General features: G+C 69.2%; 19 protein-coding genes and 2 tRNA genes. 9 read left to right on the top strand and 12 right to left on the bottom strand.

Annotation, left to right across the window (positions count from 1 at the left end):
- Positions 1-147 precede the first annotated feature (147 nt).
- The 3 genes from ACI2JZ_RS03260 to ACI2JZ_RS03270 all read left to right on the top strand — a co-directional run bounded on the left by ACI2JZ_RS03260 (position 148) and on the right by ACI2JZ_RS03270 (position 3,260).
- Positions 148-705: an RNA polymerase sigma factor gene (locus ACI2JZ_RS03260; protein WP_247622642.1), complete on the top strand. Its 558-nt coding sequence runs from the start codon at positions 148-150 to the stop codon at positions 703-705.
- On the top strand, positions 702-1,826 hold the full coding sequence (locus tag ACI2JZ_RS03265; RefSeq protein ID WP_404596494.1) for a DUF4349 domain-containing protein: 1,125 nt from the start codon (positions 702-704) through the stop codon (positions 1,824-1,826). The genes ACI2JZ_RS03260 and ACI2JZ_RS03265 overlap by 4 nt, the downstream gene beginning before the upstream one ends.
- 117 nt (positions 1,827-1,943) lie before the next feature.
- A complete protein-coding gene (locus ACI2JZ_RS03270) occupies positions 1,944-3,260 on the top strand; it encodes an acyltransferase family protein (RefSeq protein ID WP_404596495.1) in 1,317 nt (438 codons plus the stop codon).
- Between the two features lie 59 nt (positions 3,261-3,319).
- Here ACI2JZ_RS03270 and ACI2JZ_RS03275 read toward each other — a convergent pair.
- A tRNA-Glu gene (locus ACI2JZ_RS03275) sits at positions 3,320-3,392 on the bottom strand.
- 154 nt (positions 3,393-3,546) lie between these two features.
- Here ACI2JZ_RS03275 and ACI2JZ_RS03280 point away from each other — a divergent pair.
- Together ACI2JZ_RS03280 and ACI2JZ_RS03285 are read left to right on the top strand one after the other, a co-directional pair.
- Positions 3,547-4,185 carry an MBL fold metallo-hydrolase gene (locus ACI2JZ_RS03280; protein ID WP_247622645.1) on the top strand — a complete coding sequence of 213 codons (639 nt, stop codon included), beginning with the start codon at positions 3,547-3,549 and terminating at the stop codon, positions 4,183-4,185.
- Positions 4,185-4,715, top strand: a complete 531-nt coding sequence (locus ACI2JZ_RS03285; RefSeq protein ID WP_404596496.1) for a GNAT family N-acetyltransferase — start codon at positions 4,185-4,187, stop codon at positions 4,713-4,715. The genes ACI2JZ_RS03280 and ACI2JZ_RS03285 overlap by 1 nt, the downstream gene beginning before the upstream one ends.
- On the opposite strand, the gene pepN is transcribed toward ACI2JZ_RS03285, so the two are convergent.
- Positions 4,712-7,204 carry an aminopeptidase N gene (pepN, locus tag ACI2JZ_RS03290; protein ID WP_404596497.1) on the bottom strand — a complete coding sequence of 831 codons (2,493 nt, stop codon included), beginning with the start codon at positions 7,202-7,204 and terminating at the stop codon, positions 4,712-4,714. The genes ACI2JZ_RS03285 and pepN overlap by 4 nt on opposite strands.
- Positions 7,205-7,315: 111 nt before the next feature.
- Here pepN and ACI2JZ_RS03295 point away from each other — a divergent pair, with 111 nt between their 5' ends.
- Together ACI2JZ_RS03295 and ACI2JZ_RS03300 are read left to right on the top strand one after the other, a co-directional pair.
- On the top strand, positions 7,316-7,741 hold the full coding sequence (locus ACI2JZ_RS03295) for a MarR family winged helix-turn-helix transcriptional regulator (protein WP_404596498.1): 426 nt from the start codon (positions 7,316-7,318) through the stop codon (positions 7,739-7,741).
- Between the two features lie 55 nt (positions 7,742-7,796).
- A complete protein-coding gene (locus tag ACI2JZ_RS03300; protein ID WP_404596499.1) occupies positions 7,797-8,654 on the top strand; it encodes a 3-hydroxyacyl-CoA dehydrogenase in 858 nt (285 codons plus the stop codon).
- Here ACI2JZ_RS03300 and ACI2JZ_RS03305 read toward each other — a convergent pair whose 3' ends face one another.
- Positions 8,655-9,632 (bottom strand): DNA topoisomerase IB, encoded by a 978-nt coding sequence (locus ACI2JZ_RS03305; protein WP_404596500.1) that lies wholly within the window; start codon positions 9,630-9,632, stop codon positions 8,655-8,657.
- A gap of 138 nt (positions 9,633-9,770) precedes the next feature.
- Here ACI2JZ_RS03305 and ACI2JZ_RS03310 point away from each other — a divergent pair, with 138 nt between their 5' ends.
- Positions 9,771-10,775, top strand: coding sequence for a hypothetical protein (locus tag ACI2JZ_RS03310; protein ID WP_404596501.1), 1,005 nt, complete (start codon positions 9,771-9,773; stop codon positions 10,773-10,775).
- Between the two features lie 81 nt (positions 10,776-10,856).
- On the opposite strand, the gene ACI2JZ_RS03315 is transcribed toward ACI2JZ_RS03310, so the two are convergent.
- The 8 genes from ACI2JZ_RS03315 to ACI2JZ_RS03350 form a co-directional block, all read right to left on the bottom strand.
- A tRNA-Gln gene (locus ACI2JZ_RS03315) sits at positions 10,857-10,928 on the bottom strand.
- A gap of 167 nt (positions 10,929-11,095) precedes the next feature.
- Positions 11,096-12,601 carry a glutamate--tRNA ligase gene (gltX, locus tag ACI2JZ_RS03320; protein ID WP_404596502.1) on the bottom strand — a complete coding sequence of 502 codons (1,506 nt, stop codon included), beginning with the start codon at positions 12,599-12,601 and terminating at the stop codon, positions 11,096-11,098.
- Between the two features lie 12 nt (positions 12,602-12,613).
- Positions 12,614-13,384 carry a class I SAM-dependent methyltransferase gene (locus ACI2JZ_RS03325; protein ID WP_404596503.1) on the bottom strand — a complete coding sequence of 257 codons (771 nt, stop codon included), beginning with the start codon at positions 13,382-13,384 and terminating at the stop codon, positions 12,614-12,616.
- On the bottom strand, positions 13,381-14,649 hold the full coding sequence (locus tag ACI2JZ_RS03330; protein ID WP_404596504.1) for an MFS transporter: 1,269 nt from the start codon (positions 14,647-14,649) through the stop codon (positions 13,381-13,383). Before ACI2JZ_RS03330 ends, ACI2JZ_RS03325 begins: the two co-directional genes overlap by 4 nt.
- Positions 14,646-15,422 (bottom strand): fumarylacetoacetate hydrolase family protein, encoded by a 777-nt coding sequence (locus ACI2JZ_RS03335; protein WP_247632345.1) that lies wholly within the window; start codon positions 15,420-15,422, stop codon positions 14,646-14,648. The genes ACI2JZ_RS03330 and ACI2JZ_RS03335 overlap by 4 nt, the downstream gene beginning before the upstream one ends.
- Before the next feature lie 84 nt (positions 15,423-15,506).
- Positions 15,507-16,607 carry a branched-chain amino acid aminotransferase gene (locus tag ACI2JZ_RS03340; RefSeq protein WP_404596505.1) on the bottom strand — a complete coding sequence of 367 codons (1,101 nt, stop codon included), beginning with the start codon at positions 16,605-16,607 and terminating at the stop codon, positions 15,507-15,509.
- A 61-nt stretch (positions 16,608-16,668) separates the two neighbouring features.
- Complete coding sequence (locus ACI2JZ_RS03345; protein WP_404596506.1) at positions 16,669-17,712, bottom strand: 3-isopropylmalate dehydrogenase; 1,044 nt, start codon at positions 17,710-17,712, stop codon at positions 16,669-16,671.
- A 67-nt stretch (positions 17,713-17,779) separates the two neighbouring features.
- Positions 17,780-19,315 (bottom strand): MFS transporter, encoded by a 1,536-nt coding sequence (locus tag ACI2JZ_RS03350; RefSeq protein WP_404596507.1) that lies wholly within the window; start codon positions 19,313-19,315, stop codon positions 17,780-17,782.
- 94 nt (positions 19,316-19,409) lie between these two features.
- On the opposite strand from ACI2JZ_RS03350, the gene ACI2JZ_RS03355 reads away from it, so the two are divergent.
- Positions 19,410-19,955 carry a TetR/AcrR family transcriptional regulator gene (locus tag ACI2JZ_RS03355; protein WP_404596508.1) on the top strand — a complete coding sequence of 182 codons (546 nt, stop codon included), beginning with the start codon at positions 19,410-19,412 and terminating at the stop codon, positions 19,953-19,955.
- 66 nt (positions 19,956-20,021) lie between these two features.
- Here ACI2JZ_RS03355 and serA read toward each other — a convergent pair whose 3' ends face one another.
- Complete coding sequence (gene serA, locus ACI2JZ_RS03360; protein ID WP_247622660.1) at positions 20,022-21,626, bottom strand: phosphoglycerate dehydrogenase; 1,605 nt, start codon at positions 21,624-21,626, stop codon at positions 20,022-20,024.
- Positions 21,627-21,718 lie beyond the last annotated feature (92 nt).

A 21,718-nucleotide genomic window follows, 5' to 3' on the forward strand; every position in this document is an offset into this window, starting at 1 on the left:
CGTGATGACGTTACGCGCGGATCCGGGATACTCCCCCTCGCAGACGCAATGCTATCGGAGCGCCGACGATATCGGCGCTCCGAAGATTCTGAGACGATGGGGCATCCCTCGACACTCTCCGGGTGAGAGACACCGAACGGAATCAGGATGCCTACGCAGACGAGTGATCAGAGATGGGCGGCGCAGGCCGCGTCGGGTGACGAGAGCGCCTTCCGCGAGCTGTACCGCGCACATGTCCGACCCGTGTACTGGATCGCCTACGGCATCCTCGCCTCCCCCGCGGATGCCGAGGACATCGCCCAGGAGACTTTCCTGGTCGCCTGGCGCAAGCTCCCCGCACTCGACCTCCAGGGCGAGTCGATCCTGCCGTGGCTCGCGACGATCTGCCGCTTCCAGGCGGCGAATCGTCTGCGGCAACGGCGGCGGGATCAGGCGCACACCTCCGACGCGCTCGATGACTCCCTCCCCGACACGGTGAACGTCGAGGAGCAGGTCATCACGGCGGCGCTCGCGGCTCGGATCGCCGATGAGGTGGGAAACCTCAGCGAGATCGATCGCGAGATCTTCCGCCTCTGCGCCACCGAGGGGTACGCCTATCAGGCGGCCGCGGAGGAGCTGGGTGTGAGTCACGCCGTCGTTCGGAACCGTCTCTCCCGAGTGCGCACCCAGTTGCGGGGCGCCGTCCAGGAAGTGAGAGACGCATGAACGACCAGACCACCCCGGAAGAGCTGCCCGAGCTGTCGGATGAGGCGGTCACGCGCATCGAGACCGCCGTGTTCGCCCAGATCGCCGAGGAGCGCGCTCCCGGCCCGGCCCCGCAGGTGGCTCCTGCGCGTGCCGGAGCGCGCCGCCGTCGCTGGCTGACCGGTGTCGGCGTCGCCGCGGCCTTCGCGGTCGGCGTGCTGGTGACGCCCCCGATCCTCGGCGTCGTCGGTTCCGGCGGCGCCTCGAGCACGGCCGATGGCTTCAGTTCCCCCGCCGTCGATGCGCCCGTCCCGGGTGTCGCGATGCCCGAGCAGGGTGTCTCCGGCGATCGCAGTGCGAGCCTCGACAGCGCGGCGGAATCGAGCTCGATCGCGAGCGGAGACGTCGCCACGGCCGACCGCGAGATCATCGCGAACGCGAACGCCACGCTCGAGGTGAAGGACATCGCAGATGCCGCGGACGCCATCAGCGCGCTGGCCGAGGAGCACGGCGGGTACGTCGAGAGCACCGAGGTCGGCAAGGCCCTGGCCGTCGACGGCACGTCGGAGCCCGCTCCGGCGGATTCGGGGTACGGGTGGATCAGCATCCGCGTACCGTCCGCCGACCTGGCCGCGGTCATCGCCGAGCTCGACGAATGCGGGGAGGTGCTGTCGTCGTCGATCTCCCGCCAGGACGTCACCGACGTCGCCGTGGATCTCCGGGCGCGTGTCGACGCGACGAAGGCCTCGGTCCAGCGGCTCACCGAACTCATGGCGCAGACGGGATCCGTCTCGGAGCTCATCGAGGCCGAGGTCGCGCTGACCGACCGCCAGGCGCAGCTCGAGTCCTACGAGCAGCAGCTCGCCGCGCTCGACGACCAGGTCGCGATGTCCAGCCTCCAGGTCCAGCTGACCCGGACCGCCACGACGACGACGGCCGATCCCGCGGGGTTCGGTGACGGGCTGTGGGCAGGATGGAACGGGCTCATCGTCTCGCTCAACGCTCTCGTGATCGCCGTCGGCTTCCTCCTCCCCTGGGCCGCGATCGCCGGCGTGGTGGTGCTCGCGATCTGGCTCATCCGTCGGGCCCGCCGGATGCGTCGAGACGCTGCGACGGCCGCGGCATCCGACGTCGAGGCCTGACCGACGCTCGCACCCGAAGGGGCGCCCGCATACTCTGCGGGTGCCCCTTCGGCGCTTTCTGCACAGGTGACGGCACGGGCACCTGGGCGACGGCCTCGCGGCGCTAGAGTCTTCGGCATGACCCGCGCCGCCGCCGACACGACGACCCGCACCGTCCCCGCCGGACGAGACCTCACGCTCGACCTCGCACGCGTGGCGTGCGTGCTCCTCGTGGTCTTCGTGCACATCCTGTTCACCGGCGTCGGCCGAGGCTCGGACGGATCTCTGGTGATCGAGAAGACCGTCGAGCTGCAGTCCTGGTTCGTCGCCGGCACGTGGATCGTCAACATCATGCCGCTGTTCTTCGTCGTCGGCGGATACGCGGCGCGCGCGGGATGGCGCTCCGCGACCGCCCGAGGAGAGACGGCCGACGGTTTCGTGCGCGTGCGGCTCGCCCGGCTCGCCCGCCCCGCACTCCCGGTCTTCGTGTTCTTCACGGTCGCCCTGGGCGGCACACGGCTGATCGACCTCGATCCCGCTTTCGTGGACTCGATCGCGATCGGCGTCGGCTCACCGCTGTGGTTCCTCGCCGCGTATCTGATCGCTCAGGCGTGCGCGCCGTTCATGATGCGTCTGCACGAGCGGTTCGGCGCGCGCGTACTCGTCGTGCTGCTGCTCGCCGGCTTCGCGGTCGACGCCTTCCGGTTCTTGGTTCTCGGCGAGCTGATGGGCATCGATCGCGTGCCGCCGACGGGGTACGGCTTCGGCCAGGAGATCTTCGGCATCCCGAACATCGTCTTCATCTGGCTGTTCGCGCAGCAGGTGGGCTTCTTCCTGTACGACGGCTGGTTCGCACGGCGCAGTCGGTGGCAGCTCGCGACGATCTTCGTGGCCGGCTACGGCGCTCTCTGGGCGCTCGTCGCGATCGCGGGATATCCCGCGAGCATGCTCACGAACCAGTGGCCTCCGACCGCGCCGATGGCGCTACTGGCGATCGTGCAGGCTGCGGGGCTGACGCTCCTGCGCCAGCCGCTGACGGCTCTCATGCGCACGCGACCGGCGCAGGGCGCGGTCTTCCTGATCGGTTCCCGCCTGATGACGATCTACCTCTGGCACTTCCCGGTGATCCTCGTGCTCATCGGGATCGAGCTGCTGCTGCCCCTGCCGATGCCCACCCCCGGAAGCGCCGCATGGTGGTGGACGCGGCCGGTGTTCTTCGCGATCGTCCTCGGCGCCGTGTGGCTGGCATCGCTGTGGCTCGTGCGCTTCGAGAAGGCTCCGCGGCAGACACCCGCGCGCTTCCCCTCCCCGGCAGCGACGACCGTCGCGGTGCTCGTGTTCGTCTCCCCGGTGATCGGCATCACCATGTACGGGCTCGACTTCCCGCTCGCCGCGGCGGCTCTGGTGACGACGGCGGTCGCGCTGTGGCTGACCGGCGCGAAGCGCGCGACCTGAGACCGGACGTCGACGCACGAAGAAGGCCCCCGGAGAACCGGGGGCCTTCTCTTGTTGTGTGACCCCAGCGGGATTCGAACCCGCGTTACCGCCGTGAGAGGGCGGCGTACTAGGCCGCTATACGATGGGGCCGTCTGCGTTTCGTTTCCGTCGCGCGACAACCGTTCAAGTATGCCACGGCATTTCTCACGACGCCAAATCGAGGCCCCGGCATCACGTCGCCCGGGCGTGGCGCGCAGAAAGTCAAGGGTTTGCACGGCGCACGGAGAGGGAGTTGACTCGACGCATGCGCGTGACCAAGTTCGAACATGCCAGCCTCCGCATCGATCAGAACGGTGAGACCCTGCTCATCGATCCGGGTTCCTTCACGACTCCGCTCGACGACCTCGGCGACGTCGTCGCCGTCGTGCTCACCCACGAACACCCCGATCATTGGACGCCGGAGCATCTCGACCGCATCCTGCGGATGGCGCCGGGCGTTCCGATCTTCGGACCGGCGGGTGTCGCCCGCGCGGCCGAGGGCTACGAGATCACCGTCGTCTCCCCCGGCGAGACGCGCACGGTCGGTGGATTCACTCTGCGCTTCTTCGGCGGAACGCACGAGATCATCCACTCGTCGATCCCCGTCATCGAGAACGTCGGCGTGCTCGTGAACGACGAGCTGTATTACCCCGGCGACTCCTACGCCGTGCCGGAGGGCGTCGAGGTCGGCACTCTCGCGGCACCCCTCGGTGCCCCGTGGCTGAAGATCGGCGAGGCGATCGACTACGTTCTCGCGGTGAAGCCCCGCCGGGCCTTCGGCACGCACGACATGACGCTCTCGGTGGCGGGAAAGACCATGCACCGCCAGCGTCTGGAGTGGGCGACGCAGCAGGGCGGCGGCGAGTTCTTCGTGCTCGAGCCCGGCGAGTCGCTCGACATCTGATGTCGACACTCAGCCTCCTCCCCCACCCGACCGAACGCCTGCGGTTCCGGGAGATGGGCGATGACGACCTCGACCGCGTCGCGGCGATGCTCGGCGACCCCGAGGTCATGGCCTACTACCCGGCGCCGAAGACGCGGGCGGAGAGCGCCGACTGGATCGCACGGATGCGCACTCGCTATGCCGAGGACGGCCACGGCCTGTGGATCATCGAGACCCACGAGGGCGAGTTCGTCGGAGACTGCGGACTCACCTGGCAATCGGTGAACGACGAGCGTGTGCTCGAGGTCGGGTACCACGTGCGACGGGAGATGCAACGACGGGGCTTCGCCACCGAGGCCGCGCACGCGTGCCTCGAACTCGCACGACAGCGCTACGCACCGATCGTGCTGACGGCGATCATCCATCCCGAGAACCGCGCCTCGCGCGGCGTCGCCGAGAACCTGGGGATGACCCACATCGACGACGACCGCGCGCATCCGTGGATCGTGCGCACGGTGATGGGGATGGCCCTCGAACCGCGGACGCCCTAGCTCTGCGCCGCCCGCACGCGGATCTCGCGGGCGAGGTGATCGCGCTGCTCGAGCACGAGTCGGCGCAGCGCAGCGGGCGCCTCCGCGTTCTCGGCCAACCAGGCGTCGGCCGCGTCAGTGGTGTCCGACGAGGGGAACAGCCCGAGCACGAGGCGCCGCGCGAGTTCGATGCTGCGGCTCCGCCACGCGTCGCCGATGCGGCGGAAGTACTCCGCGTCGAAGCCCGCGATGAGATCACGGCGTCCGCCGGCACGGAACCCCCCGATCTCTGCATCGAGGTGGTCGTTGCTGAGCGAGAGGTCGTTCCAGGCCGCCTCCCAGGCCGCAGCACGCACGTCGGCTTCCGGACGGGAGGCCAGCGCGCGACGCGCGGCTGTCCGGCCGCTTCCGGTGTCATCGCGCTCGAGCTCGGCGGCGATCTCCGCGGCATCGGCGTGCCCGGTGGTCGCCAACGCGGTCAACAACTGCCAACGGAGGTCGGGGTCGACGACGAGACCGTCGGGCACGTGCCCGCCCAGCAGTTCCCGCACCTGCTCGGCATGGTGGTCGTCGTACGCGGATGCCCCGGCGAAGGCGCGCGCCCACGACAGCTGTGCATCGCTGCCGGCATCCGCGTCCCACACGGCGACGAGCGACGCCGCGAGCCACGACCGCTGCTCCGCGTCGCGATGCGCGTCCGCGACGAAGTGGCGGATCGCGAACGCGGCGTTCGCGAGGACACCGGTGAGGAGCCCGCTGTTGGATTCGAGCGGTGCGTGCGCGCGCACGATGCCGAGATACCGCCGGGGATCGAGATCGCCGTCGCGGGTGGCGTTCCACAGCGACGACCAGACGAGTGCACGCGCGAGCGGGTCATCGATCGCCGACAGCGACTCCTCGACGGCGGTGAGTGAGCGCTCATCCAGACGCGCTTTCGCATAGGTCAGGTCGTCGTCGTTCAGCAGCACGAGATCCGCCTCGGGGACGACGATCGACGTGCGCTCCTCGCTGATGTCGACGGCGATCTGCTCGCGACGCACGAGCCGCTCCCCCTCGCGGGCGTACAGACCGATGCGCAGGCGGTGCGGACGCGGGTCGGTCTGCACGAGCACACGGGTTGCGGCATCCGCATCGTCCGTCTCCTCCAGCCACAGCGTCGACATGCCCGTCGTCTCCAGCCACGCCCGGGACCATTCGCCCATGTCTCGACCCGAGACGGCGCTCAGCTGCACGAGCAGGTCGTCGAGCGTCGTATTGCCGAACGCGTGGGCGGCGAAGTAGCGGCGGGCTCCTTCGAAGAACGCGTCCTCGCCCACGAAGGCGACGAGCTGCTTGAGGACCGACGCGCCCTTCGCATACGTGATGCCGTCGAAGTTGAGCTTGGCGGCCTCGAGATCGGTGATGTCGGCGACGATCGGATGCGTGGTCGGCAGCTGATCCTGCTGGTAGGCCCAGGCCTTGCGCCGGGCCGCGAACGTCACCCAGGCATCGGTGTACCGGGTCACGGCGGCCGAGGCGTGGGCACCCATGTAGTCAGCGAAGGACTCCTTGAGCCAGAGGTCGTCCCACCAGCGCATCGTCACGAGGTCGCCGAACCACATGTGCGCCATCTCGTGGAGGATCGTGTTCGCTCGTGCCGCGCGCTGGGCATCGGTCGCCGCGCCGCGGGAGAGGTACGCCTCGGTGAATGTGACCAGCCCCGGGTTCTCCATCGCCCCGAGGTTGTACTCGGGCACGAAGATCTGGTCGTACTTGCCCCAGGGATACGGATAGGCGAACGCCTCCGCGAAGAAGTCCAGACCCTGACGGGTGACCTCGAGGATCTCCTCCGCCTCCAGGTACTGGGCGAGCGATCGACGGGCGAACACCCCGAGCGCGATGCGCTGGTCGCCGCCCTGCCACTCCCCGTCGACGCGGGTGTAGGGCCCCGCAGCGACCGAGGTGATGTAGCTCGAGATCGGCAACGTCGGAGCGAACTCGACGCGCTGGATGCCGACGCCCGCCTCGGTGCGCACGGCGGCCTGGTTGGAGAGGACCTCCCAGCCGGCCGGCGCATCGACGACGAAGGTGTACGACGCCTTGATGTCGGGCTGCTCGAAGCAGGCCATGACCCGGCGCGAGTCCGCCGGTTCGTACTGCGTGTACAGGTAGGTCTCGCCATCGGCGGGATCGTGGAACCGGTGCAGACCTTCGCCCGAACGGCTGTAGGCACCGACGGCATCGACGACGACCGTGTTCGTGGCCGCGAGACCGCGGAGAGAGATGCGGGCGCCGTCGTACTCGACCTCGACCTCGTCGCCGTTGACCACGACGCGCTCGACCGACTCCCCGATGAAGTCGAGCCAGGTCTCGGTCGCCGTGGCGTCGAACTCGAGCGTGGTCCGGGAGTGGAAGCCCGTCCGCGCGCGCTCGGGAGCGCCCGCGAGATCGAGCTCGACACGGATCCGGTGCGCGGTGATCGCGGCGGATCGCGCCGCGGTCTCGTCACGGGTGAGGTTGGCGGTTTCCATCCCTCCATCCTCCCATCCGAACCGTCGGGGTGCGGGCCATCCCGTGATTATGTTGCGGAATGCAACACATCGGCGTAGCGTTGCATTAGGCAACAGGAGGCTGAGATGCACATGGATCGTCAGGACCACAGCATGAGCGTGCTCCGCTCTCTCGTCGCGATCACCCGCCGCGGCCTCGCCGACGCGCGCGACGAGGAGACTCCCCTCTCGATGACCGAGCAGTCGATCATGATGGCGATCGCCGAGCAGCCCGGCATCCGTTCCACCGATATCGCGCGCATGTTCCGCCTCAACCGATCGACGGTCTCACGCCAGCTCGCAGCGCTGATCCGTCTCGGACTCGTCCGCGAGACGCCGAACGACACCGGACGCGGACGCCCGCTCGAGCTCACGGAGGACGGCGCAGATGCCTTCCACCGTGCGCTGACGTCGCTCCAGCGGATCGTGGAGGCGCACCTCGTTCCGTGGTCCGACGACGAGGTCGCCCGCTTCGCGCACGATCTCGAAAGGTTCGACCGCACCGCCGACGCGTCCTGACCCGGACGCGTCGCCCCCGAAATCGGCCCACGAGGCCGCAGAAGAAGGAAGAGAAATGAAGAACATCACCGTCCTGGGCACCGGCGTCCTCGGATCGCAGATCGCGTTCCAGACCGCGTTCCATGGATTCGACGTCACCGCTTACGACATCGACGATGCGGCCCTCGAGCGGGCCGGCGAGCGATTCCGCGGACTGGCCGCGCGGTACGTCGCGGATTCGGTGGAGGGCGCAGCCGACGGCGGCGCGGACGCGGCCATCCCGCGGATCCGTCTGACCACCGATCTGGAAGACGCCGTCGCCGCAGCCGACCTCGTGATCGAGGCCGTTCCCGAGAACCTCGAGCTCAAGCAGGGCATCTACCGGCGCATGGCGGAGGCCGCACCGTCGTCGACCGTCTTCGCGACCAACTCGTCGACCCTTCTCCCGAGCGCGCTCGCCGATTCGACGGGGCGCCCCGACCGCTTCCTCGCCCTGCACTTCGCCAACGAGATCTGGTCGCACAACACGGCAGAGGTGATGGGCACTCCCTCCACCGACCCGGCGGTGTATGCCGAGGTCGTCGAGTTCGCACGCCGCATCGGCATGGTGCCGATCGAGATCAAGAAGGAGAAGGCGGGTTACCTCCTCAACTCCCTCCTCGTGCCCTTCCTCCAGGCTGCGGGCGAGCTGCTCGTCGACGGCATCGCGGAGCCGGAGGCGATCGACGCCACATGGCGCATCGGCACCGGAGCACCCGCCGGCCCCTTCGAGATCTACGACATCGTCGGACTCACGACCGCCTACAACATCTCGCGGATGGGCGACGCGAAGCAGCAGGCATTCGCCGACCTCATCAAGGAGCGCTACATCGACCAGGGCAAGCTCGGCGTGGCCACGGGTGAGGGCTTCTACACCTACCCTCGCGAGAGCTGATCAGCGACGCCGCCTCGTGTCGCCCAGAAGACGGCGGATCGCGGTCTCCGGGGCGACCGAGAGGTCGAGCGTCTTCCCGCGGGAGTAAAGCTTGAAGACGCGGGGATCGATGTAACTGCCCCGGGCGACCGCGACCGTATTGCCGAGCGCGGAGGCCGTGGCCTGTACGGCGAGGCGCTCGGCGCGCTCGCGATCCCGACGGGAGTCGAGCGGGCCGATGCGCGCGAGGGCGTCGGCCGCGAGGATCGTGCCGTGGAGGGTGCGGAAGTCCTTCGCCGTGAACGCGTCGCCCGTGACGTCCTTGAGGTAGCGGTTCACCTCGGCGGGCGTGATCTTCACGCGCCGCCGTCCCCGCCGATACGCGAGGAGCGGCGCCCGGTCCGGGCCAGCGGCCAGATCGTCGAGCACGGCCGCGAGCACGTCGTCGGTGATCTCGATCGCCGCGGTCTGCCCGCTCTTCGCCGGGAACGAGAGCGACACGACGTTCCCCTCGACGTGCACGTCACGGCGGCGCAGCGTCGTCAGGCCGCGGCTGCCGTGGCGCACGAGGTAGCGCTCCGACCCGATCCGGAGGGCTCCGTCATCGAGCAACCGGAATGCGGTGGCCAGCACCTTCTCGCGGGAGAGGGTCTCGTGCTGCAATGCTCGGGTGACCCGCCCCCGCGCATGCGGAAGGGCTTCGGCGAGGGCCAGCGCGCGGCCGAACTTGTGGCGGTCCCGTTTGACCCGCCAGAGCGGGTGGTACAGGTACTGCTTGCGCCCCGCGCCGTCGACGCCGACGGCCTGGATGTGGGCGAGCGGGTCCGCGGCGATCCAGACGTGCGTCCACGCCGGCGGGATGACCAGGTCGTGGATGCGCTCCCGATCGGCATCCTGTACGGCGTCACCGGCCTTGTCGACGTATCGGAAGCCGGATCCCGATCGGATCCTTCGGAAGCCGAGGTCTTCACCGGGGATCACGCGCACGAGAGCTGCCATGCGAGCACTCTGCCCGCCGGCACCCGATCCGAGAAGGGGCTGGTCACGTTCGCGTGCGCTCTGCTAGGTGCGGCGGGCATGGGGAGGAATACCCAACCGGATTGTCGCGCGCTGCGGGTTTCTGCCATCATCGCCAGCATGGGCCTGTCACTCGATGAATTCCGTTCGTACCTCCTGAATGCGCAGGCGCGCCAGTCGTTGGGCATCCAGCTCTCGGATGCCGAGGCCCAGCAGGTCGTCGCCGATCCCCAGGCCAGCCAGAGCTGGTACGGCTACTGGCAGTCGATCAGTCAGCCCGCTCCCCCGGCGCCCGAGGCCGCGGCACCCGCGCCTGCACCTGCATCCGAGGCCGCGCCCGCACCTTCTTCTGCGCCTGACGGGTATACCGGCGCACCGGTCGGCGGCTTCGCCGCGGCTCCCCCGCCCGCCGCTCCGCCCGCGGAGCCGTCGCCGCCCGTCGAACAGGCCCCGGCATCCGATGCCCCGACCGCCGTATACGGAGCCGCGCCCGCTGCGTTCGCCGCGCCGGCCGCGTTCGCCGCGACCGCGCCGCACGACGGCCCGACGGGCGCGCCCTACGGCGGGCCCGGGGATCCGTACTCAGCGACCACACCGTACGGAACGCCGGGAGGGGAAGCCCCCGCCAAGAAGAAGCGCACCGGCCTGTGGGTCACCCTCTCGATCGTGGGCGCCCTCGTGATCGCCGCGATCATCGTCGTCGTGATCGCGTTCACGACCGCGCGCCACTGGACCAAGACCGATGTCGCCGAGAAGCCCGAGACGTTCCACACCGAGGAGTACGAGACGGGCCTGTACAACGTCGCGGACGACGGCGTGAGCCCGTGCACGGTCAACCAGGACTGGACCGACTGCATCGGCCTCATGGAGGCCCAGTACGCCGGCGCCTGCGCGGATGTCGAGCTGACGGGTGCGGCGACTCTGCTCTGCACGCAGCACCGCACCGAGATCGACCGGATGCGCGGCCTCGATCAGGAGGGCATGTACGTCTCGTCGCTCGGGTCGTTCGGGCATCTGACGAAGACCGCGGAGACCGCGACCCGCGAGGTGTCGAACGACGACTACGAGCCCGCCGTGACCCACGAGGCCGTCTGCTACCTCGATTTCATCGGGGAGTGCGAGTAGGCCCTCCGGGGCCCGCTCCCCGCGGGCAAAGCAAGAGGCCCGGGTTCCGCATCTCGCGGAATTCCGGGCCTCTTCGTCTTGCTGGGGTACCTGGACTCGAACCAAGAACAACGGAACCAGAAACCGCCGTGTTGCCAATTACACCATACCCCAAGGGCGAAACCGGAGCCTCGCACCGAGAGTCAAGCCTACCGGACGGATCGGGAAGCGCCAAATGGAGCGGCTCCCGCCGCGCGTGTCGCGCTCCGTGTGCATGCCCCGAACGCGAAGAGGAGGACCACCGCGAACGGGGTCCTCCTCCAGGCGGTTCGTCGGGCGTCTCAGCCCGCCAGCGTCTCCGACAGCAGACGCAGGCGACGCAGCGTCTCGTCCTTGCCGATCAGCTCCATCGACTCGAAGAGCGGCGGCGACACGCGGCGACCGGTGATCGCGACGCGCGGCGGGCCGTAGGCGACACGGGGCTTGAGCTCGAGGTTCTCGACGAGCGCCGTCGCCAGGGCATCCTGGATCTTCTCCGGAGTGAACTCGGTGACGGGCTCCAGCGCCGCGACGCAGGCGTCGAGCACCTCGCCGGCGTTCGCCGGGAGGCCCTTGAGCGCATCGGCCTCGTAGGCGATGTCGTCGGTGAAGAGGAAGCCGAGCATGCCGGGCACCTCCCCCAGCAACTGCACGCGCTCCTGCACGAGCGGAGCGGCGCGGAACGCCAGCACGAGCTGCTCATGGGTCGGCTCGTCGAAGAGCCCGGCCGCGGCGAGATACGGGATCGTGCGCTCGGCGAAGTCCTTCACGTCGAGCATGCGGATGTGGTCGCCGTTGATCGACTCGGCCTTCTTCTGGTCGAAGCGGGCCGGGTTCGGGTTGACGTTCTCGATGTCGAACGCGGCGATGAACTCGTCGAGCGAGAACACGTCACGATCGTGGCCGATCGACCAGCCGAGCAGGGCGAGGTAGTTGAGGAGACCTTCGTGGATGAAGCCGCGCTCGCGGTGCAGGAACAGGTCGGCCTGCGGGTCGCGCTTCGAGAGCTTCTTGTTGCCCGTCTCCCCCAGCACGAGCGGCATGTGGGCGAAGCGCGGCACGAACGTCGTGACGCCCGCGTCGATGAGCGCGGCGTAGAGCGCGAGCTGACGGGCGGTCGAGGGCATGAGGTCTTCGCCGCGCAGCACATGCGTGATGCCCATGAGCGCGTCGTCGACCGGGTTCACGAAGGTGTACAGCGGGATGCCGTTCGGGCGCACCACGACGAAGTCGGGGAAGGAACCGGCGGGGAAGGTGACCTCTCCGCGGATGAGGTCCACGTACGTGAGGTCTTCATCCGGCACCTGCAGACGCAGAGCGGGCTGGCGGCCCTCGGCGCGGAAGGCGGCCTTCTGCTCCTCGGTCAGCGTGCGGTCGTAATTGTCGTATCCGAGCTGCTTCGCACGACCGTTGGCCTCGTTGCGGGCGTCGATCTCCTCGGCGTTGGAGTAGCTCTCGTAGAGGGCACCCGAGGCGATGAGCTTGTCGATGACGCCCCGGTAGATGTCGTGGCGCTGCGACTGGCGGTACGGCTCGTGCGGTCCGCCGACCTCGACGCCCTCGTCCCAATCGATGTTCAGCCACGTGAGGGCGTCGACGAGCTGCCGGAAGCTCTCCTCGCTGTCGCGCGCCGCATCGGTGTCTTCGATGCGGAAGACGAGCTTGCCGCCGTTGTGGCGCGCGTACGCCCAGTTGTAGAGAGCGGTGCGAACCATGCCGACGTGCGGCAGGCCGGTGGGCGACGGGCAGAAGCGGACGCGGACGTCGGCACCGCTGGCGGTCGTGGTGAGGGGGTGAGGAGTAGCCATAGCCCTTCGATTCTAGAGCGCGCGCCCCACCGCCACTGCCGCCGAATGACGCAGGGGAACCATCCCGCCGCGCGCGTGGACGGCACACGCCTCATCGAAACCGGATCGGAAGCGTACACGCTCTTCGCGATCGAGGCTGCGGTAGAACTGGCCCGCCGAGGCGACGCCGCCCTCCGCCGAGCTCCACAGGGTCTCCGGCGCAGCCACCCACGTCCATGTCTGTTCGATCGTCGACGTGTCCCGCCAACCGGCATCCGTCAGCATTGCGGAGAAGCCCCCGACGGTGCGCTCGAAGTCCTTGTGCGCCGGAAGCCGCTCGCCAGCGGCAGGAGTCACGCCTGCCCGCTCGCACACCTCGAGCCAGAACCACGACGGGGACGATGTCCAGATCGTCCCGGCGAGCAGACCACCGCGCGACGCCACCCGGGTCATCTCCTGAGCCGCTGCTCGCGGATCGACGACATGGTTGAGCACGAAGTTCGCCGTCACCGCATCGAACGACGCTGACGCGAACGGGAGTTCGGGGAGCGCCGCGGCGACGAACTCCAGTCCGGGATGCGCACGCCCGGCGACCTCCCGCATCGTCGGCTCGGGCTCGCAACCGGTTGCCGTCCACCCGGCTCCTGTCGCGCGGGCGACCAGCTCTCCGGTTCCCGCGCCCACGTCGAGCAGCGAGCGTCCCCGAGCCGGCCCGAGGGCGTCGAGCAGGGTGCCGACCGTGCCCGCGCAGAGCGATGCGTACGTGGTCGCATACGCCTCCCCCACTCCCGCCCAGGACTTCACGAGCGTGCGCGGCGGCCGAGAGGTGACAGCGCGACGATGATCAGCACCAGGACGGATGCCGCGATCCCGAGTCCCGCGTACTGGAAATTCGACAGGATGACCCCGGCCAGCACCGCGCCGGCTGCCGCCGACAGGCTCATCAGCGAGTCGCTGCGCCCCTGCCGGCGCGTGCGCAGCTCGGGTGCACTCGACTCGGTCAGCAGCGCGGCACCGGCGACGGTCGCGGCGCTCCAGCCGAGACCGAGGAGGATGAGGGCGACCATGACGCCCCAGGCCCGGTCGTTGGCGAAGATCGCGAAGATCAACGACCCGCCGAGCAGCACCTGCCCGAACAGTACGACCCGCAGCCGCCCCCAGCGGTCGGCGAGGATGCCGAAGACCGGGGAGAGCGCGTACATGCCGGCGACGTGGAGCGCGATCGTGATCCCGACGAGCTGCGAGACGTCGGCCGCGGCAGCCGCCGCATCGTGCCCCGCGTGCATGCTGTGCGCCATATGCGAGAGATGGATCGGGGTCATCGCCATCACGGAGGCCATCACGACGTGGGAACCCGCGATCGCGAACATCGCGTAGCGCGCGACGACGGGGCGGTCGACGGCTTGGACGCTCGAGGCCGCCGCCGCGACGGTCGCGATGCGCTGCGCGGCCAGCAGCGGATCCGGGCGCAGCGCGACGAGGTAGAGCACGAGGGCCGCCGACTGCGCGACGAACGAGAAGACGTACGATCCGGTCTGCGGCGGCATCCCGATCGCGGCGCCGACGATCTCCCCCGGCCCGAGCAGCAGCGGGCCGGCGACGCCACCGATCGTCGTCGCCCAGACGACGATCGACAGGTCGCGGCCTCGATGGGCGGGAACGGCGAGATCGGTCGCGGCGAAGCGCGACTGCAGGTTGCCCGCGTTGCCCGCGCCGATCATGAGGATGCCCGCCAGCAGCAGCGGGAAGACGCGCAGCGACGCAGCGAGGATGACGACCGCGATGCCGACGAGTGCGAAGAGGTTGCCGAGGGTCAGTGCCCTTCGACGGCCCACCCGCGCGGCGAGACGCGCCAGCGGGATCGCGCAGAGCGCCGCGCCGAGCGTGACCGACGCCGTCGCGAGCCCCGACAGCGCGTCGTCTCCCGAGATGTCGGCGGCCAGGAGCGCGCCGAGCGACACCGTCGCGCCGAAGGCGATCCCTCCGAGAACCTGCCCGAGGGAGAGGACGAGGACCGTGCGGCGCTGCACCGCCGACTGCTGCGCGGCGGTGAGGGCCGGCGCGCTCATGCCGCGGGAACGGCGTCGCGCACGGCGCTGCGCAGGATGCCGAGACCCGTGATCTCGACCTCGACCGTGTCACCGGCCGCGAAGGTGCCCACGCCCGCGGGCGTTCCGGTGAGGATGACATCACCCGGGAGCAGTGTGAAGACGGCCGACGCGTACGCGATGATCTCCTCGACCGAGTGGATCATGTCGGTCAGCGGCGCCTTCTGGCGGACCTCTCCGTTGACGCGCGTCTCGATCGTCGCCTCGGACGGGTCGAAGTCGGTGTTGATCGTCGGGCCGAGCGGGCAGAAGGTGTCGAAGCCCTTCGCTCGCGCCCACTGGCCATCCTTGCGCTGCAGGTCGCGGGCGGTCACGTCGTTGCCGATCGTGTATCCGAGCACGTAGTCGAGGGCATCCGCCGCCGAGACGTTCTTCGCGACCTTGCCGATCACGACGGCGAGTTCGCCCTCGTACTCGGTCTGCTCCGAGATCGCCGGGCGCACGATCGTGTCGCCCGGGCCGATCACGGCGGTGTTCGGCTTGAGGAAGAGCAGCGGCTCCTCGGGGGCCTCTCCGCCCATCTCGGCGGCGTGGTCGTGGTAGTTCTTGCCGACGCAGACGATCTTCGATCGCGGGATCACCGGGGCGAGGATGACGGCGTCAGCGATCGGCACACGGTCACCGGTCGGCTCGTAGCCTGCGAAGAGAGGGTCGCCCGAGAGGACGACGAGGTCTTTCTCGTCGACGATCCCGAAGAGGATGGCGTCGTCATGGCTGAATCGGGCGATCTTCATGACTCCAGCCTATCCAGCGGCCCCGACGACGAGACCCCGCTTTGCCGGTTCGGCGAAACGGGGTCTCAGGTGGTGGGCGAGCGGTCAGGCGTCGAGGCGCAGCAGCCAGCCGTGGCGGTCGTCACGGCGCCCGTACTGAATGTCGGTGAGCTCTTCGCGCAGCGACAGAGCGAGCTCGCCGATCGGCTGGGCCTCGTCGAAGCCCTCGCCCACGAGCGCGCCGATCGGGGTGACGACGGCGGCCGTACCGCACGCGAACACCTCGGTGATGTCTCCCGAGGCGACGCCCTCGCGCCACTCGTCGATCGAGATCGCCCGGCGCTCGACCGTGTACCCACGGTCCTCGGCGAGCTGCAGCAGCGAGTCGCGCGTGATGCCGTCGAGGATGCTGTCGGACTCGGGGGTGACGATGCGACCGTCCTTGAACACGAACACCACGTTCATGCCGCCGAGCTCCTCGACGTCGTTCTTCTCGTTGAGGAAGACGACCTGGTCGCAGCCCTTCGAGCTCGCCAGCGCCTGCGGCAGGAGGCTCGACGCGTAGTTCCCACCCGTCTTCGCCTTGCCCGTACCACCGCGACCCGCGCGGGAGTGCTCCTCGGAGAGCCAGATGCGCACGGGCTTCACGCCTCCGGTGAAGTACGCGCCCGCGGGACTCGCGATGACGTAGTAGGCCACCTTCTGCGCGGCGCGGACGCCGAGGAACGCCTCCTTGGCGAACATGAACGGCCGGAGGTAGAGGCTCTGATCGGCACCGGACGGCACCCAGCGTCCGTCGACGGCGATGAGCTGACGCAGCGACTCGATGAAGTACTCGGTCGGGAGTTCCGGGAGCGCGAGGCGACGCGCACTCGCCTGCAGGCGAGCGGCGTTGCGGTCGGGACGGAAGGTGTGGATCGACCCGTCCGCGTGGCGGTAGGCCTTGATGCCCTCGAAGATCTCCTGGCCGTAGTGCAGCACGGATGCCGCGGGGTCGAGCGGGATCGGGCCGTAGGGCTGTACGCGCGGTCGGTGCCAGCCGCCCTTGAGCGACCAGCAGATGTCGACCATGTGGTCGGTGAAGACGACGCCGAAGCCGGGGTTCTCCAGCACTTCGGCGACTCGCGCGGGCGAGGCCGCGGTGAGGTTCTTGGTCACAGCGAAATCGAGCGGAGCCACTGCTGCCTGTGCGTCGATGGTCGTCATGGTGATGTTCCGTTCTGAGGGGTGTACGCGTCCTCGCGCGGTTCCAGCCTACGCCTGCGGATCAGAGGCGTGCGGCGATCGCGGAGCCGATCTCGGCGGTGGTGCGCGCGCCGTCACGGCTCGCGATGTCCGCCTCGACCGCCGCGCTGACGCGTGCGGATTCGGCCGTGAGGCCGAGGTGGTCGAGCAGCAGCGCGATCGAGAGGATCGCAGCGGTCGGATCGGCCTTCTGCTGCCCCGCGATGTCGGGCGCCGAACCGTGCACCGGCTCGAACATCGACGGGAAGGCGCCCGAGGGATTGATGTTCCCCGAGGCGGCGAGTCCGATGCCGCCGGTGACGGCACCGGCGAGATCGGTGAGGATGTCACCGAAGAGGTTGTCGGTGACGATGACGTCGAAACGCGCGGGATCCGTCACGAGGAAGATCGTGGCGGCATCGACGTGGAGGTAGTCGACCGCGACATCGGGATGCTCGGCCGCGACCTCGTTCACGATCCGCTGCCAGATGGCACCGGCGTGCACGAGCACGTTCGTCTTGTGCACGAGCGTGAGCTTGTGGCGACGGCGCTCCGCGAGCTCGAACGCGTAGCGGACCACGCGCTCGACGCCGAACGCCGTGTTCACCGAGGTCTCGTTGGCGATCTCGTGCGGGGTGCCCTGACGGATCGCTCCCCCGTTGCCGACGTAGGGACCTTCGGTGCCCTCGCGCACGACGACGAAGTCGATGTCACCGCGGTTCGCGAGCGGCCCCACGGCGCCCGTGAAGAGCTTGGAGGGGCGCAGGTTCACGTAGTGGTCGAGCGTGAAGCGGAGCTTGAGCAGGAGGCCCCGCTCGATGTTCGCGTTCTTGAGCCGCGGGTCGCCCGGCGTTCCGCCGACCGCGCCGAGCAGGATCGCGTCGTGGGCGGAGATCGCGGCGAGGTCGTCGTCGGTGAGCGTGTCTCCGGTCTCGAGGAACCGAGCGGCTCCGAGCGAGAAGCGGGTCTTGTCGAACGTCACGTCCGTCTCGGCGGTGACCGCGTCGAGCACCTTCTCGGCTTCGGCGATGACCTCGGGACCGATGCCGTCACCCGGGATGACGGCCAGCTTCACGACACGCGACATGACACTCCTTGCTTCGGGAACCGAGCCGCGAGTCGGTGTCGACGGCTCGGTTCCCCCAGCGTACTGGTCAGCGCAGGGTGCGAGTGCGCAGTGTGACGGCGGCGATGACGCCCGCGACCACGACGAGTCCCGCACCGATGAGCGAGGTGATGAAGACACCCGAGCCGAAGGCGTCCGCCGCCGCCTGCCACAGCTCGTCGCCCAGCGTGCCCGAGAGCTCGTTCGAGGCGGTATAGGCACCGGCGAGCGTCTCGCGCGCGGCATCCGCGGTCTCGGCGGGCAGCCCCGCCGGAAGCACGATCGCAGCGCGGTAGAACGCGGTGATGATGCCGCCCAGCACCGCGGTACCGAGCACCGCACCGAGTTCGTACGCGGTCTCCGAGACCGCGCTGGCCGCACCCGCCTTCTCGGCCGGCGCGCTGGAGAGGATCAGCTCGTTGGAGATCGTCTCGGCGGCGCCGATGCCGATGCCGAGCACCACGAAGGCGATGATGAGCGGAGCGACACCGTGCTCGTGGGTCGTGAACGCCACGATCAGGTACCCCGCCACCGAGAACGCGAGACCCATCGGCACGACGAGGTGCGGCGCCACGCGTCGCGAGATCGGTACGACGCCGAGCCCCGCGACGATCATCACGGCCATGCCGGGCACGAGGGCCAGACCGGCCATCATCGGCGACAGGCCGAGCACGAGCTGCAGATGCTGCGACACGAAGTACAGGAATCCGACGAGCGCGACGACGCTGAGGAGGTTCACCAGGATCGCCCCCGAGAAGGTGCCGCGCCGGAAGAGCGCCATGTCGAGCATCGGGATCTCCGCGCGGAGCTGGCGGCGCACGAACAGCACGCCCATCACGACCCCGAGCAGCGCCCATGCACCGGCGACGACCGAGGGTCCGTCGACCGCGAGCGACTTGATCGCGTAGACGACCGGGATCATCGCGGCCATCGACAGGGCGATGCTGAGCAGATCGATGCGTCCGGGGTTCGGGTCGCGGCTCTCGGGAACGAGCAGCGGCGCGGCGATGAGGAGCGGGATGAGCACCGGGACGGCGATGAGGAACACCGAGCCCCAGCTGAAGTGCTCGAGCAGGAACCCGCCGACGATCGGTCCGAGCGCGGAGCCCGCGGAGAACGCGGAGGCCCACACGGCGATCGCGAGCCGACGCTGATCGCGGTTCACGAAGATCGACCGCAGCAGCGAGAGGGTCGAGGGCATCAGCATCGCGCCGAAGAATCCCAGCAGTGCACGGGCGGCGATGAGCAGACCGGCGGTCGGGGCGAAGGCTGCGAGCACCGACACGGCGGCGAATCCGCTCGCGCCGATCAACAGCATCCTGCGGCGGCCGAACCGGTCGCCCAGCGTTCCCATCGTCACGAGGAGTCCCGCGAGCACGAGCGGGTAGACGTCGATGATCCACAACTGCTCGGCACCGGAGGGCGCGAGCGCGATGGAGATCTCGGGCAGCGCGAAGCTGAGCACCGTATTGTCGACCGAAACCAGCAGCACCGGCAGCATCAGCACGATGAGCGCGGCCCATCCGCGGGCTCCGACGCGGGGGGCATCCGTTCCTGCCGTCGGGATCGACGCGGTCCGGGTCATGTCACACCTCTCACTTTCTGCGGCGGCATTACTAAACCGTCCGGCTGGTATAGTAACAGAATCCGCCCTGATCGACGACTGAGCAGAGGACCCGATGCCCCGACCACCCCTCGCCCGCGAGCGCGTGCTCGACGCCTTCGAAGAGCTCGTCCTCACCGAGGGCGAGCGGGCCGCCACCATCGAGGCGACAGCGAAGGCCGCCGGTGTCTCGAAGGGCGGTCTGCTCTACCATTTCGGATCGAAGGACGAGCTCGTCGCCGGGCTCCTGCAGCGCCTGGAGGAGCTGACGACCGCCGACCTCGCACGCATGAACGCCGCGGACGAAGGCCCCGTGTCGTACTACGTGCGGACCTCCGTCATGGAGGACGACGCACTCGACCGTGCGCTGGTCACCACTTCACGGCTCGCCCAGGGCGGCTCGGTCGCCGCTGCGGACGCCCTTCGGGACTCGCGCAGGCGCTGGGAGGACACCATCCGTCCGCACGTGCGCGACCAGGCGGGACTCGATCTCGTCATGCTGCTCAGCGACGGCCTCTACTTCAACAACTCCCTCGACGTGAACGGCTCCGAGCATCTCGTCCCCCGGCCCGACGAACTCTCCGCACTGATCGCGCTCGTCCTCCGCGCGACGGCTCCGTGATCGGCATCCCGTCGACGACGAAGGGCGAGGCGCTCGCGCGCCCCGCCCTCGAATCCCCCGCCGTGATCAGATGTCGGTGATCTCGATCTGACGGAACAGGTCGGCGTCGATCGCATCGCGCACGTCGTCGAGCAGTTCGTCGGAGACCGGCGAGTCCAGCGTGAGAACGCTCAGCGCCTGGGCACCGGCGGCCTCGCGGGCGATCTGCATGCCGGCGATGTTGATGCCGGCCTCGCCGAACTTCTGCCCGTAGACCGCGACGATTCCGGGACGGTCGGTGTAGAGCATGACGACGTGGTGCTTCTCGATCGGGAGCTCGAGTGCGTGGTCGTTGATGCCGACCAGCTTCTCGGCCTGCTTCGGGCCGGTGAGCGTGCCCGACACCGAGAGCTGCGAACCATCGGAGAGGGCACCGGTGAGCGTGATGACGTTTCGGTACTCGGCGCTGACGTCGTCCTTGAGCAGACGCACCGCAATGCCGCGCTGCTCGGCGAGCAGCGGAGCGTTGACGTACGACACCGTCTCGCTCACGATGTTCGTGAAGACGCCCTTGAGAGCCGCGAGCTTGAGGACGCTCACGTCGTAGTCGTTCAGCTCGCCGTGCACCTCGACGTCGAGGCTCGTGAGCGGCGACGTCGCGAGAGCGGCGAAGATCTGGCCGAGCTTCTCGACGAGCGAGATGCCGGGGCGCACGTACGGGTCGATGACACCACCGGCGACGTTCACCGCGTCGGGCACCAGATCGCCACCGAGGGCGAGGCGCACCGAGCGGGCGACCGAGACACCGGCCTTCTCCTGCGCCTCCTCGGTGCTGGCACCGAGGTGCGGGGTGACGACGACGTTCGGGAGGTCGAGGAGCGCGTGGGCGCTCCCGCCCTCGACCGGAGGCTCGGACGTGAAGACGTCAAGGCCGGCGCCGGCGATCTCGCCCGCGACGAGCGCCTCGCGCAGAGCCTCCTCGTCGATGAGCCCCCCACGCGCGACGTTCACGACGAAGGCGGTCGGCTTCATGGCCTTGAACTGCTCCGCACCGATCATCCCCGTGGTCTCGGGCGTCTTGGGCATGTGGATCGTGAGGAAGTCCGACTCGGCGACGAGCTCGTCGAGCGAGAGGAGCTGCACACCGAGCTGCTGCGCACGTGCCGAGGTGACGTAGGGGTCGTAGGCGACGACGCGCATGTCGAACGCGGCCAGACGTGCGGCGACCAGCGCGCCGATGCGGCCGAGGCCGACGATGCCGACGGTCTTCTCGAAGAGCTCCGCTCCGGTGAAGGAGCTGCGCTTCCAGGCCCCGGCCGACAGCGAGGCGTGCGCGGCGGGGATGCGGCGCGCGAGGCTGAGGATGTGACCGACGGTGAGTTCGGCGGCCGAGACGATGTTGGAGGTCGGGGCATTGACGACCATGACGCCGGCCGCGGTGGCCGCCTTGATGTCGACGTTGTCGAGTCCGACGCCGGCGCGGGCGACGACCTTCAGCTTCGGCGCGTGCGTCAGCGCCTCTTCATCGATCTGCGTCGCCGAGCGCACGAGCACGGCATCCGCCTCCGACAGCGCCGAGAACAGCGCCTCGCGATCGGTGCCGTCGACATTGCGGACATCGAAGTCCGGGCCCAGGGCCTCGATCGTGGCAGGAGAGAGAACTTCGGCGATGAGCACTACGGGCTTCGGCACAGTGGATCCTTCGGGGCAACACAATAGGGGCCGATGCGCCGCACGCCTTCGGGGGCGCGATCTCCTCCACTGTACCCGAGGGGATCGCCCGG

The sequence above is a fragment of the Microbacterium sp. NPDC087868 genome (assembly GCF_044900755.1).
GTDB lineage: Bacteria > Actinomycetota > Actinomycetes > Actinomycetales > Microbacteriaceae > Microbacterium > Microbacterium galbinum.